Below are 12,571 nucleotides of genomic sequence, written 5' to 3'. Positions count from 1 at the left end.
TAATGTGTTCGTGATATTCCGATAACGTACGGAGGGCGCCGCCGACGAGGCGGGGCACGGCGTGAACGGGAGAGGTGCCGGGGCGATGGCCAGGGCGAGAAGCGAGGAGCGGCGCGGCGACATCGTGCGCGCGGCGGTCGAGGTGATCGCGGAGCGCGGCTACCGCGGTGCGTCGCTGGGCGCGGTGGCCGAACGCGTCGGCCTGACCCAGCAGGGGCTGCTGCACTACTTCCCGACCAAGGAGGCGCTGCTGGTCGCGGTGCTGGAGGAGCGCGACCGCTGGGACACCGGCGGCGGCTCGCGCGCCTCGGCCGGCGCCTGGCGCCTGGACCTGCTGGCCTCGCTGGTGGAGTACAACGCCATGCGCCCCGGCATCGTGCAGACCTTCTCGGCGCTGCTGGGCGAGAGCGTCACCGACGGGCATCCGGCGCGGGAGTTCTTCACCGAGCGCTACGCCCAGGTGCGCGCCGAGATGACGCAGGTGCTGCGCGCCGAGTTCGGCGACCGGCTGCCCTCGGGCCTCACCCCGGAGCAGGCGGCCCCGCTGCTGACCGCGGTCATGGACGGCCTCCAGTACCAGTGGCTGCTCGCCCCGGAATCGGTGGACATGCCGGCCGCCTTCCGCGCGTTCCTGACCCTGCTGCGGGGGCCGGAAGCGGGCTGACCGCAGACGGGACGTTGACGACACTCGCTAGGGGCGGCCCAGGAGCGGGTCGTGGACTGCGCAGGGCGGGCGCCGGGCCGGGGCGGGGACCCGGTAGTAGACCCGGTCGCGCAGGCGTCCCGTCCAGGGGTCCAGCTCCGAGCGCCGCTTGACCAGGAGATGGCGGCTGCTGCCCGCCCGCAGGTGGGTGCGGTAGGCGTCGAGCAGCGGGTCCGCGGGGCCGAGGAAATCCCGGATCTGATCCTCCACCAGGCAGAACGGGCAGTGCGGTCCGGGCAGGAGGTGGAACTGGCGGCCCTCGGGGCGGGCGTCGTCGGCGAAGGCGGTGAGGGCGAGCGAGCCGCTGAACATCACGCACACGCCCATCACCTGGGGGCCGGGGGCGTTCGCCGCCTGCCGGACCAGACCGTGGAAGGCTTCGGCGTCGACCCGCTGGATCCGGGCCGCCAGGGTCCGCATCGCCGCGAACAGGCTGTGGACGGCGGCCACCACGGAAACGAGGGCGACCGCGACCGCGCCCCGGGGCGGGCCGGTGGCCGCGAGCAGCCACAGCACGCCCGCGTTCAGGACGGCCATGAGGAGCACCGCCACCCGCAGTCCCGCCCCGCTCGTGCGGACCACGCGGTACGACACGACCAGGAAGGCGCCGGCGAGGACCGGGCGGATCCAGTCGGGCATCAGCCGATCCTCCGTCAACTCCGGTGAGCAATCGGGCCGTTACAGCATCGCCCCGGCCCCGCTCCCACGTCGACCCCCGGGTGGACGTGGGAGGGCCGGCCGGGCTGGCATCCTGGACCCGTGAAGATCGCCGCAGCCCAGCTCACCTGCATCCCTGCCGACATACCCGCCAACACGGAGCGGAGCGTCAGCCTCGCGGTGGCGGCCCGGGAGCAGGGCGCCGAGCTCGTCGTGTTCCCCGAGTTCACCCTCACCGGCTACGAGCTGGAGGCCATGGCCGCCGACCCCGGCCTGTGGATGGCGGACGCCGACGACCCCCGCCTGGATCCGCTGCGCTCCGCCGGCATCGCCGTCGCCGTCAATGTCGCGCTGCGCACCGACGGGCCGCTGCCCGCCATCGCGACCCTGGTCTACGGCGCGGACGGCCGGCATGTGACGACGTACGCCAAGCAGCACCTGTACGGGCACGAGCAGGGCGGCTTCGCGGCCGGCGGGAGCCAGGGCCGCTTCGAGCTCGGCGGGATCCGCTTCTCCCTCGGCGTCTGCTACGACAACCACTTCGCGCAGCTCACCGGCCGCGCGGCGGCGGACGGCTGCCGGGTGCACCTGGCGAGCTCCCTGTACGGGAGCGGCGAGGGGATCCGGGAGCGGGCCACCGTGTACCCCAAGATCGCCGAGGAGCACGGCCTGTACGTCGTCCTCGGCAACCACGTGGGGCCGGCGGGCCCGTGGACCGGCTGCGGCCGCGCCGCGGTCTGGGCCCCGGGCGGCGCGCTGCTGGCCGAGGCGGACGACCGTACGCCCGGCGTGGTGACCGCCGAGGTCGGCGCCTGACGGCCCGACGGACGGCGCCGCCACCCCGGGTCGACCGGGGTCAGCCGATCGCGGGCACCTTCGAGTGCCGTCCCGAGCGCGTGCCGTCGTTCCGCTCCGCGGGATCCTGCGCCGGATCCGGCTCGCGGTCCCGCACCAGCGCCGGCAGCACCAGGGCGAACGCCGCCGCCGTGTACACGCCGGTCCACAGCATCCAGCCGCCGGGCGGGGCCCAGTGCGCCGAGAACGGCACCCAGGAGCCGCTGGTGCCGACCGCGAAGCGCCGCAGCGTCCAGAAGAACGCCGCAGCGTTCGCCAGCGCGAGCCCGGCCGCGCCGAAGCCGACCAGCCTGCGCCACGGGAACCCCTGCTCGGGCGCCCGGCTCGCGCAGATCAGCACCGCCATCAGCGGCAGGCCCACGGCGAACGGCAGCAGGTAGCGGCCCTGCCAGACCATGCCGAGCTGCTCCGCCTGCGAGGCCTGGGCGACCACGGGCACCACCACGATCGCCACCAGCATGCCGATCAGCGCCACCGCCTCGCGCAGCCGGCCGTACGCCAGCCCCAGCGCGGTGAGCACCGCGATCACGCCGAGCCAGACCAGCCAGGTGAAGGCGGGTGCCGGGGTGTCCAGCCAGCCGAAGTAGCCGAGCATCTGGTGGACGTACGTCTCGGCGTTGCCGAAGGTCTGCCGGGCGGCTTCCCTGGCGGTGAGCGTCTTGGGCGTGTTGATCACCGAGTTGTCGGGGTGCGCCCCGGCCCAGAGCAGCGCACCGGCCGTGGCCGCGCCGAGCAGCGCCGTCCAGACCCACAGGGCCTTGCGGCGCAGCACCGAGCGCAGGACGCCGCGGTGCGCGAGCAGCAGGCCGAAGAAGACCGCACCGGCGAACCAGATCAGCCCGAGCGGGCGGATGTTGATCAGCACCAGCCCGCCGATGCCGACCCGGGCCAGCCGCCGGTTCAGCAGCCGTGCATCGGGGGACATCAGGATGGACAGCAGGGCGGTCCACACGAGGATGCCGGCGGCGATCTCACCGCCGCTGGGGTTGACCATGCCGGCCATGTACAGGCTCATCGGCGTGGCCGCGGTGAACACGCCGAGCAGCGCCACCGAGCGCCGGCGCCGCCACTCCGCGGCGGTGACGACGGCACTGGCCAGCAGGGCCGAGCAGAGCGCGGCCGACATCAGCCGCATCAGGTACAGCCCGTGCGGGCCCTTGACCAGCAGGCTCGGCCAGCCGGTCGCCAGGTAGTACGCCGGGTGGTAGCGGCCGGCCGCGGTGGTGACCTGGACGGTCTTCTCCGAGTGCCCGAACTCCGGGGCGCAGGAGGCGGGCGTCTCCTCGTGCCAGGCGTAGCACTCGTGCTGCTTGGGGAGCTGCTTGTACCACTCCGGGAGCTGCACCCCGGTCTCGGCGAACTTGCCCTCGATGCCCGCCACCATGTGCGGAACCATCACCTCGGGGCCGCCGATCTGGCCCCGGGCGACGGCGGCCGCACGGATGAAGTGGGCGTGCTCGTCGGGCGAGCCGCCGAGCGGGGTGGCTGCGGACCAGGAGGCCGCGAGCGTGAAGAACAGCGCGAAGGCGATGGCCCAGAGCCGCTTGGGGGTCCGGGCCGACCAGTCGGCCAGGCGCGTCAGTGCGGAGATCATCGCTTCCTTCTGATCATCGGACGTAGCTCAGCCAGCTCTGGTCGCCGTCCTTGGAGCACTCGCCCTTGGGCGCGAACTTCGGGCACTTCCCGTCCTGCTGCCGGATGGTGTGCGACACCCAGGGCAGGATCCGGTAGGTGCCGTCCTGGGCCGGCATGTAGCGGTCGGACATCGAGGAGGAGACCGTGCCGAGCAGCAGCAGGAGGGCGCAGAGGGTTCCGATCACGGCTCCCTCGCGGCCGGGGAACCCGGTACGGCCCGTGGCGGGCGCGGATGCGTCGGACTCCGGAGCGGATGCCCCGGACGCGGTGCGCCGCTCGGCCAGCTTCAACGAGACCAGGTGCGCCACCAGCGCGCACAGGATCAGACCGCAGTAGAGCAGCTGGTTGTTGGTGCGCGTGTACAGCTGGACCGTCTGCGTCTCGTACATGTGCGAGGCGATGTACATGCGCATCACCCACGCGCTGATGAACATCGCGGCGATGGTCACGACCAGCGGCTTGCGCAGGCCCAGCCAGATCGCGGCGCCCAGGCAGAGGAAGGTCACGAGGGCGAACAGCCCGACCCCGCCGAACTCCCCCGGCGGCGGCCAGTCGCCCACCTTGCCGGGCATGTCCGTACGCCACATCAGGTAGTAGGCCGGGTCGGTGAAGTTGTCGAAGCGGAAGTTGTAGTCCTTGGTGGTCTGCCCTTCCTTCAGCATGACCATCAGGTAGCGCCCGGCCACCACGAGGAAGGCCGCCAGGGTCGTGCCCATGAAGGCCGCGCCCTTGAGGCGTCCCGTCTTCCACGGGAAGTACAGCAGGGCGGCGAACAGCACGCCGGCCGCACTCCACAGGAACCAGCCCGAGTACGTGAGGAACAGCACGCCCAGCAGCACGCCGAACCCGGCGCCCTTGAGCAGCAGCGGCCGCCAGCCCTCCGTGCCGCTGCGGCGCAGCGCCACCACCATCGCCACCAGCACCGGGACCAGCAGCACGAGCACGGTCTGGCTGTACGGCTTGTACGAGTCGATCAGCGCGAACGCGGGCACAACGCCGAAGGCGAGCGCCCGGACCGGGCTCAGCAGCATCCGCCAGGCGAGGTAGACCAGCGGACCGAAGGCGGCGGCGCCGAGGATCTGCAGGTCCTTGAAGGCGTACGCGGTGTTGCCGCCGTGGAACCACTCGGCGTAGTAGCCGAGGGTGTAGAGCGGCATCGGCGGGTAGACCGGCGAGCCCGAGGGCTGCCCGTTCGCGACGGCGTGGGCCCATTCGACGATCCGGCCGCTGTCGCCGTTGAGGCCGAACATCGGCCACGGCGTGCCCAGCAGCGCGACGACGGCGCCCGCCGCGACGAAACCGCTGGCCAGGCCGGCGAGGGCGGCGGCGGCCAGGCGCGTGGCGAGGTCGAAGTGGCGCCCGCCGCGCAGCCGCATCGCCAGCACCACGGCGCCGATGAAGAGGAGTCCGATCAGCGCGAACCGCAGCTGGATCGCGGCCAGGCCGCTGACCTGCGCGATCCGGTTGAGCGGGTTCAGCTTCAGGCCGCGTGCCAGCAGCGGGAGGACCAGTGCCGCGGCGAACGCCACGGCGGCTTCCAGCAGCAGGAGCCCGCCGCGGGAGCGCAGTGCGCGCCGCGGGGCCGGGTCCGAGGATCCGGAGCTGCCGGGGGCGTGTGGGGCCGGTCCGCTCGGGGGGCTCGGCCGCACGGCCGCCGACCCCTCGGTACTGACTGTCACTGACGGTGTCCCTACTGCTGGTCGGTACTCGGCGCGACGGCCGGTCGTCGTTCTCGGCAAGCCACTGCCCGAGCTCCGGGCCCACAGGTCCGCGGAGCGGACGAGGGCGGCGGACTCAAGGACGGTGTGGGACAGCCTCGGCTCTTGCCGCCACGCATACTATCGGGCCGCCTCTGGCGGGCGGGGGTCCCGGGACGGCGGCCGTGACCGCCCGGGAACCGCCCGAGACCGCCCGAGACCGCCCGGGAACCGCCCCGGGACCGCCCACGGCCCGGCGCAGGAAGGCGCAGGTCAGTCGAGGACCCCGAATCCGGCGAGCAGGAAGAGCAGCACCCAGCCGCCCAACGACAGCCAGCCGAGCACCAGGCCGATCGTCGCGGGCCCGGCGCCCTCGTCGCCGCGCGCGCGGATCTGCGCCTTGGCGATGTGGCCGGTGATCACGGCGCCCAGGCCCGCGGCGCCGAGCGTCGGCAGGCTGAGCACGCCCAGCGCGAGCGAGGTGATCGCCATCCCGTTGACCGGGCGGGGCGGCAGGGGCATGGGCAGCGGCCCCGGCACCGGCCCGTAGGCGGGCGGCAGCACCGGCACCGCGGCACCGAACGGGGCCACCATCGGCCCGGCCGGCAGGTCCGCGACCAGCTGCGCGAGCTGCCCGTACGTCTGCGCCTTGTACGCCTCGTCGAAGCGCTGCCCGTACTCCTCGCGGGAGAGCCGGCCCTCCGCGTAGGCGGCCTTGAGCACGTCCACCGTCCGGTCGCGGTCGGTGTGCGAGGCGCGCATCGCGGACTGCGGGGTGGGCGCGGGCTGCCACGGCTGCCCGTACGACTGCTGCTGCGGGCGGACCGGGTACGGCTGCCCCCACGGCTGTTCTGCCATCCGGCCACCTCCGAAGCCCCTGCGCGCGGTGCGCGTCCGTCCAGGATGGAGGACGAACGGGCACCGGCGATAGTTGCGGTGCCCGCGGCCCGATGGCTGTGACGAGACCGATGCCCGTGCCGCGGGCGGCGGATGCGACGGCGGATGTGATGAGGTGGCGGGCATGACCGACTTCGAGACGATCACGGTTCCGGCCCACCTGTGCGGATATCCCGGGGTGGCCTTCGGCGGCTATGTGGCCGGGGTGCTGGCCACCCGGGCCGCCGCGAAGACCGTACGGGTGGACTTCCGCCGGCCGGTGCCCACGGACGCCCCGGTCCGGCTCGCCCCGACCGCCGAAGGCGGCGTGCAGCTGGTGGACGGCGAGCTCCTGCTGGCGGCGGCCACCCCCGCCGATCCGGCCGTCGAGGCCCCCGAGCCGCCGTCCTGGGAGCAGGCGCAGACGGCGGCCGACGCCTACCGGGCGGCTCCCCCGGACGGGATGGTCGACTGCTTCGGCTGCGGTCTGCACCGCACGCCCGCCACGGGCCTGCGCCTGCACTGCGGCCGGGTGCCCGGCAGCGCCCTGGTGGCCGCCGCCTGGACCCCCGGCCCCGAACTCGGCGGCGCGGACGGACTGCTGCCGCCCGAGCTGGTGTGGGGCGCGCTGGACTGCCCGGGCAACGCGGCCGGCCGGCTGCTCGACGACCGGCGGGCCGGTGCGGTCACGGCCGCCCTGACCGCGCGGCTGCTGCGGCCGGTCCCGGTCGGCGCGGGCCTCGTCTCGTACGCCTGGCTGCTCGGCAGCGAGGGCCGTAAATACCGCGTGGGCACGGCCCTGGCCACCGCCGCAGGCGATCTCTGCGCCGTCGGCGAGGCCCTGTGGGTGGAACCCCGCGTCACGACCTAGGTGTCTTGTCGGTCAGACCGGGCTCGCGGCGTCCGGCACGCAGGCGAGGACACGGTCGGCGCGATCACCCTGCTGAAGCGGTGGCCCCGCGGGACCGGCGATCCACGGGCGAGCGGTCTACGAGTACGCGGGCGGCGGCGGTCCGAAACCTCCGGCCGCACCCCCGGCCGGAGCCTGCGCGCCCCCGGAGGCGGCCGCGGCGGTGTCGGTCTTCGGGTCGGCGGCCGGGGCCTCGTCCTCCCCGGTCAGGTCCCGGACCATCAGCGTCGCCCCGGCCACCGCGCCCGGCATCAGGAACACCGCCACCAGCGGCACCAGGAACGCCAGCACCAGCGGGACGCCGAAGCCGAGCACCAGCATCCGCCGCGACCGCAGCAGGACGAGCCGGTCGGCGAGTTCGACCTCGCGCCGCTGCAGCGCGACGGCGGTGAGCTCCTCGGCGAGGAAGAACCCGGACACGCAGAACCCGATCGCCGGGATCACGGTCTGCCCGATCACCGGGATGAACCCGAGCGCGAAGAGCAGGACCCCGTACAGCAGCACCCGGACCAGCACCTTCAGGCTGTCCCGGGCCGAGATCCACAGCTCCCGCCAGAGCGGGAGCCCGGACTCCGGGGCGTCGCCGCCCTCGCTGCGGTCGACCTGCTCCGAGAGGGACTCGTAGAACGGCTGGCCGATCAGCAGGGTCACGGCGGTGAAGGTGATGACCGCGACGAAGAGCCCGAGGCAGAAGACCAGGCCGGTGAGGAAGCCCCGGAACAGCCCGAGCCACGGCGAGGACCAGCCGTCGGCGAAGGGGGTGGCCCAGGCGGTCAGGTCGTCGGCGCCGTAGCCGAGCCCGACCAGTGCGCCGGCGTACAGCACCAGCGAGACCAGCCCCGGCAGCAGGCCGAAGCCCAGCCAGCGGCCGTGTCGCAGTACCCATCTCTGTCCGGCCAGCAGATAGCCGAATCCCCCCGCAAGATCACGCATGGGTCCAGTTTAGGACCGGCCGCACACGGCGAAGGCCGCACCCCGGGGTCGGGGTGCGGCCTTCGCGGAGCGCGAGCCGGATCAGACGGCGAGCTCGACCGTGATGTTGCCGCGGGTCGCCTTGGAGTACGGGCAGACCTGGTGGGCCTTCTCGATCAGGTCCTTGGCGGTGGCGGCGTCCACGTTCGGGATCACGGCGGAGATCTTGACGATGATGCCGAAGCCCTCGTCGTTCTTGCCGATGCCGACCTCGGCGGTGACGGTGGAACCGGAGATGTCCGCGTTCTCGTTGCGGGCGACGACGCCGAGGGCGCCCTGGAAGCAGGCGCTGTAGCCGGCGGCGAACAGCTGCTCCGGGTTGGTGCCGGCGCCGCTGCCGCCCATCTCCTTCGGCGGGTTCACGACGACGTCGAGCTGGCCGTCGTTGGTCGCGACGCGGCCGTCACGGCCGTTCTCGGCGGTGGCGACAGCGGTGTAGAGAACGTCGGTCTGCTGGATGGACATGTAAAGAGATCCTCCTGGTAATCGCCGTGACTCGCGCCCACGATCACGACGGTGTGCAGTGAGCCTAACCGGTGAAAGAAACGATCATCTTTCCGGTGTTGTCGCCGCGCAGCATGCCGAGGAAGGCCTCGGCCGCGTTCTCCACGCCCTCGACCACGGTCTCGTCGGCCACGAGCTCGCCGGAGCGCAGCCAGCCGGCGACGTCCTGGACGAACTGCGGCTGGAGCCCCGCGTGGTCGCTGACCAGGATGCCCTGCAGGCGCAGCCGCTTGCCGATGACCAGGGCCAGGTTGCGCGGGCCGGGGGTGGGCTCGGTGGCGTTGTACTGGGCGATCGCCCCGCACAGGGTGGCCCGGCCGTACACGTTCAGGGAGGAGATGGCGGCCTCGAGGTGGTCTCCGCCGACGTTGTCGAAGTAGACGTCGATGCCCTCGGGGGCGGCCTCCCTCAGCTGCTCGCCGACGGGGCCGTTCTTGTAGTTGAAGGCGGAGTCGAAGCCGTACTTCTCCGTGAGGAGCGTCACCTTCTCGTCCGAGCCGGCCGAGCCGATCACTCGAGCGGCGCCCTTGATCTTCGCGAACTGGCCGACGAGGCTGCCGACCGCGCCGGCCGCGCCGGAGACGAAGACGGAGTCGCCCTCCTTGAAGGAGGCCACCTCGAAGAGGCCGGCGTAGGCGGTCAGGCCCGGCATGCCGAGCACGCCGAGGTAGGCGGAGAGCGGCGCGAGCGAGGCGTCGACCTTGGTGGCGTGCTGGGCGGGCACGTCGGCGTACTCGCGCCAGCCCAGGCCGTGCAGCACGTGGTCGCCGACCTCGAAGCCCTCGGCGGCGGAGGCCACGACCTCGCCGACCGCGCCGCCGTCCATCGGCTTGTCCAGCTGGAAGGGCGGGACGTAGGACTTCACGTCGTTCATCCGGCCGCGCATGTAGGGGTCCACGGACATGTGCAGGTTGCGCACCAGGATCCGGCCGGGGGCCGGAGCCGCGACCTCGACCTCGCGCAGGGCGAAGTCCTCGGCTACGGGCCAGCCCTGCGGGCGGCGGACGAGGTGCCACTCGCGGCTGACGGCGGGGATCTGAGACATGGGACGCTCCCGAATCGAGGAATCGACGAATACTTCAGTACCTGAAACAACCATGCGCCTGGATATTTCATGTTGTCAAGTAAATGGGTACTCTGGATCCATGCCCAGTCGTCGCGCAGATCCCCTGACCCTTGAGGTTGTCGAGCTCATCGGTACCGTCGTGGCCCGCTACCACGAGGAGTACGAGCACGCGGCAGCCAGCCACCAGCTCACCGGCGCCCAGGCCCGGGTGCTGAACCTGCTGTCCCTGGAGCCGATGCCGATGCGGCGGATCGCGCAGCAGCTGAAGTGCGAGCCCTCGAACATCACGGGCATCGTGGACCGGCTGGAATCGCGCGGCCTGGTCGAGCGCAGGCCGGACCCGGCCGACCGCCGGGTCAAGCTGGCCGCGCCGACGCAGGAGGGCCTGCAGACCGCGGACCGGCTGCGCGAGTCGCTGGACTTCGCGCGCGAACCGCTGGCCGGGCTGTCCACGGCCGAGCGGGCGGTCCTGCGGGACCTGCTCAAGCGGATGCTGGGCTGAGCGTCCGGTCGCTCAGCAGAAGACCCAGAGGAAGCAGCCCTTGGTCGGAGTGGGGCTCGGGCTCGGCGTCGGGGACGGCGGCTGCGCCGTCCCGGAAGCGCTCGGCGAGGGCTTCCCCGACTGACCGGGCTTTACGGACGGCCCGTGCCCGGTGACACCCTTCGTCGGCCCCGTCTTGCCCGATGCGGAGGCCGACGCCGACGGACCCGGCTCCGGCGTCCCCTCGGCAGACGCCCCGGGTCCGGCCGACTGCGTTCCGCCCGCGGCCGCCTTCGCGGCCCCCGAGGCCTTCACCGGCTTCAGCGCCGCAGGCGCGCCGGGAGTCCCTTTGCCGCTCGGCAGCGGAGCCGGGTCCTGCGGGCCGTTCCCGTCGGTGAGCACCACCTCGGCGGCCCGGTCGGTCTTCTGCCCCTCGGTGATGATCCGGGCCAGCGAGACCGTGCCGCCGATCGCCAGCACCAGGCCCAGCCCGACCGTCAGCATGGTCCGGCGGCGCCGGCGGTGCGTGGCGCGGCGGCGCGCACCGGCCCGGCCGCTGTGCGCTCCGGACAGCACGACGATCGAGTCCGCGAACGGGTCGGCGGGCTCCTCCGACCGTGCGGAGCCGTACGGGGCCGCGGGCACGGGAGGCCCACCGGCGGCGGCGGGCGGCAGGTACTCGGCAGGGGTTCCGCACCCGGCGCACGCCAGGGCGCCGTTGAGGTGCCTCCGGCAGGCGTGGCAGTAGTCCATGACGTCCGCACGCTACGTGGTCCCACGCAACATCCGTATCGCGGGTTCGTGGAGGTCCTGTGTGGAATCGTGGCCTCCATGACTGCGTCAGCGCCCTCGGGGCCCTTCGGTCCGGCCGCCTTCCAGCTGGTGCTGCTGCGCCGGATGGCGGACTTCCGGCCGGACCTCGCGGAGGAGGCGCGGCGGCGGCTGGGCGCCTCGCTCGCCGAGCAGCGGGAGGCGAACAAGCGCTGGCAGGCGATGGTCCGCTCGCCCCGCGCACGGGGGGCGCTGGCCCGCTACCGCTCGGTGCTCGGCCCGCCGGAGTCCACCGCCGCCCGCACCATCGGCGATCTGGAGTGCGAGGCCCTGCTGTGGCCGGTGCCGCTCTGGCCGGACCTGCGCTTCGAGGTGCTGGCCGCGCCGGACGGGGCGGTGTGGAACGAGTGGCTGGTCCGGGCCCCGGGCGCGCAGGGGCCCGTACTGGAGACGCCCGAGGACCTGCGGCCCTGGTCGGCCACGGTGGACGAGGTGGCGCGGGCCTTCGCCCCGGTGCGCCCGCTGGAGGGCACCGCGCCGACCCGCTGGCGGCTCGCCTTCACCGCGCAGGGCCGGCCGTGCGTGGCGGAGTTCACGTACGGCCTGCTCCAGCGGGTCGCCGTCGACGGCGTCGAGGTCTGAGCGGCGGGGTCCGGGCCGCGAGCCCTACGAGGCGAGGAAGGACCGGACGCCCGCCGAGGTGGCGTCGTCCCCGAGCAGGTCGTTGTGCCGGAGGCAGCCGACCGGCGTGTTGGTCGCCCCGGCGAGCGGGACGCTGTCGTCCGGGTTGATGACCTCGTCGCAGTTCGACCAGAAGGTCGCGTACTTCACCGCGCCCGGGGTCTCGTCCCCCGCGTTCAGGTTCTTCACGACGTACGAACCGGGCGTCATGTCCCGGCACGCCTGGTCCCACAGGGCGCAGGCCCACGCGGTGGAGGTGCCGTGGTTGGGTCCGGCCAGCGAGACCCAGTGGTCCACGGTCTCGGCGCCCCCGCCGAACTTCACGTACCAGCGGCCGACGAGCGAGCCGAAGGAGTGCGCCACGATGTCGACCCCGGCGGCGCCGGTCTGCCGGCGGACCTGGTCGACGTACGCGCCGAGCTGCCCGGCCAGCACCTCGTTGACGGACCGGTGCGTGTCGTAACCCCAGGAGAAGAGCTCCGAGTCGGTGTACCCGGCGGCGCGCAGGTCCTCGCGCAGGCCGCCCCAGACGCCCGGGTCGGCGTTGTAGCCGTGGACGAAGACCACCGGGTTGTGCGGCGGCACAGCGGCGGCGGCCTGTGCCGGGAGGGGCGCGAGGAGCGCCAGGCAGAGCGTCAGGAGCGCCAACAGTCTCTGGCGGGGCGTCAGCATGGGGACCCCTTTACCTTGTTACGCGCGAGTAGCGCGGACGGTGCGGGCATCGTGGTGCCTGTCGGTACAGAAATCCACCCCCGTGCAGCAC

General features: G+C 73.2%; 14 protein-coding genes. 5 read left to right on the top strand and 9 right to left on the bottom strand.

Annotated elements, in window-relative coordinates:
- Window positions 1-85: 85 nt before the first annotated feature.
- Entirely contained in the window at window positions 86-664 is a 579-nt protein-coding gene (locus OG299_RS26630; protein WP_327362850.1) for a TetR/AcrR family transcriptional regulator, read from the top strand.
- A 27-nt stretch (window positions 665-691) separates the two neighbouring features.
- Here OG299_RS26630 and OG299_RS26625 read toward each other — a convergent pair whose 3' ends face one another.
- On the bottom strand, window positions 692-1,342 hold the full coding sequence (locus tag OG299_RS26625) for a hypothetical protein (RefSeq protein ID WP_266629528.1): 651 nt from the start codon (window positions 1,340-1,342) through the stop codon (window positions 692-694).
- A gap of 120 nt (window positions 1,343-1,462) precedes the next feature.
- On the opposite strand from OG299_RS26625, the gene OG299_RS26620 reads away from it, so the two are divergent.
- Window positions 1,463-2,176 (top strand): carbon-nitrogen hydrolase family protein, encoded by a 714-nt coding sequence (locus tag OG299_RS26620; protein ID WP_266629526.1) that lies wholly within the window; start codon window positions 1,463-1,465, stop codon window positions 2,174-2,176.
- Between the two features lie 40 nt (window positions 2,177-2,216).
- Here OG299_RS26620 and OG299_RS26615 read toward each other — a convergent pair whose 3' ends face one another.
- The 3 genes from OG299_RS26615 to OG299_RS26605 form a co-directional block, all read right to left on the bottom strand.
- A complete protein-coding gene (locus tag OG299_RS26615) occupies window positions 2,217-3,809 on the bottom strand; it encodes a DUF2142 domain-containing protein (RefSeq protein WP_266629525.1) in 1,593 nt (530 codons plus the stop codon).
- 13 nt (window positions 3,810-3,822) lie between these two features.
- Complete coding sequence (locus OG299_RS26610) at window positions 3,823-5,529, bottom strand: hypothetical protein (protein WP_266629523.1); 1,707 nt, start codon at window positions 5,527-5,529, stop codon at window positions 3,823-3,825.
- A gap of 291 nt (window positions 5,530-5,820) precedes the next feature.
- Window positions 5,821-6,405: a DUF1707 and DUF4190 domain-containing protein gene (locus OG299_RS26605; RefSeq protein ID WP_266629521.1), complete on the bottom strand. Its 585-nt coding sequence runs from the start codon at window positions 6,403-6,405 to the stop codon at window positions 5,821-5,823.
- A 163-nt stretch (window positions 6,406-6,568) separates the two neighbouring features.
- On the opposite strand from OG299_RS26605, the gene OG299_RS26600 reads away from it, so the two are divergent.
- Window positions 6,569-7,294 (top strand): hotdog fold domain-containing protein, encoded by a 726-nt coding sequence (locus OG299_RS26600; protein ID WP_327362849.1) that lies wholly within the window; start codon window positions 6,569-6,571, stop codon window positions 7,292-7,294.
- 117 nt (window positions 7,295-7,411) lie between these two features.
- On the opposite strand, the gene OG299_RS26595 is transcribed toward OG299_RS26600, so the two are convergent.
- The 3 genes from OG299_RS26595 to OG299_RS26585 form a co-directional block, all read right to left on the bottom strand.
- On the bottom strand, window positions 7,412-8,266 hold the full coding sequence (locus OG299_RS26595) for an EI24 domain-containing protein (RefSeq protein WP_266629517.1): 855 nt from the start codon (window positions 8,264-8,266) through the stop codon (window positions 7,412-7,414).
- An 81-nt stretch (window positions 8,267-8,347) separates the two neighbouring features.
- Window positions 8,348-8,770: an organic hydroperoxide resistance protein gene (locus OG299_RS26590; protein ID WP_266629515.1), complete on the bottom strand. Its 423-nt coding sequence runs from the start codon at window positions 8,768-8,770 to the stop codon at window positions 8,348-8,350.
- A 64-nt stretch (window positions 8,771-8,834) separates the two neighbouring features.
- Complete coding sequence (locus OG299_RS26585; protein WP_327362848.1) at window positions 8,835-9,854, bottom strand: NADP-dependent oxidoreductase; 1,020 nt, start codon at window positions 9,852-9,854, stop codon at window positions 8,835-8,837.
- A gap of 100 nt (window positions 9,855-9,954) precedes the next feature.
- Here OG299_RS26585 and OG299_RS26580 point away from each other — a divergent pair, with 100 nt between their 5' ends.
- On the top strand, window positions 9,955-10,377 hold the full coding sequence (locus OG299_RS26580) for a MarR family winged helix-turn-helix transcriptional regulator (protein ID WP_266629511.1): 423 nt from the start codon (window positions 9,955-9,957) through the stop codon (window positions 10,375-10,377).
- 12 nt (window positions 10,378-10,389) lie between these two features.
- Here the strand turns inward: OG299_RS26580 and OG299_RS26575 are convergent, their stop codons facing one another.
- Window positions 10,390-11,109, bottom strand: coding sequence for an SCO2400 family protein (locus tag OG299_RS26575; RefSeq protein WP_327362847.1), 720 nt, complete (start codon window positions 11,107-11,109; stop codon window positions 10,390-10,392).
- Between the two features lie 78 nt (window positions 11,110-11,187).
- Here OG299_RS26575 and OG299_RS26570 point away from each other — a divergent pair, with 78 nt between their 5' ends.
- Window positions 11,188-11,769, top strand: a complete 582-nt coding sequence (locus tag OG299_RS26570) for a hypothetical protein (protein WP_266629508.1) — start codon at window positions 11,188-11,190, stop codon at window positions 11,767-11,769.
- Window positions 11,770-11,793: 24 nt separating this feature from the next.
- Here OG299_RS26570 and OG299_RS26565 read toward each other — a convergent pair whose 3' ends face one another.
- Window positions 11,794-12,480, bottom strand: coding sequence for an esterase/lipase family protein (locus OG299_RS26565; protein ID WP_327362846.1), 687 nt, complete (start codon window positions 12,478-12,480; stop codon window positions 11,794-11,796).
- Between the last annotated feature and the right edge of the window lie 91 nt (window positions 12,481-12,571).

Origin of the sequence: Streptomyces sp. NBC_01296, assembly GCF_035984415.1 — a bacterium.
Lineage (GTDB): Bacteria > Actinomycetota > Actinomycetes > Streptomycetales > Streptomycetaceae > Streptomyces.
This window is presented reverse-complemented; position numbering and strand designations above follow the sequence as displayed.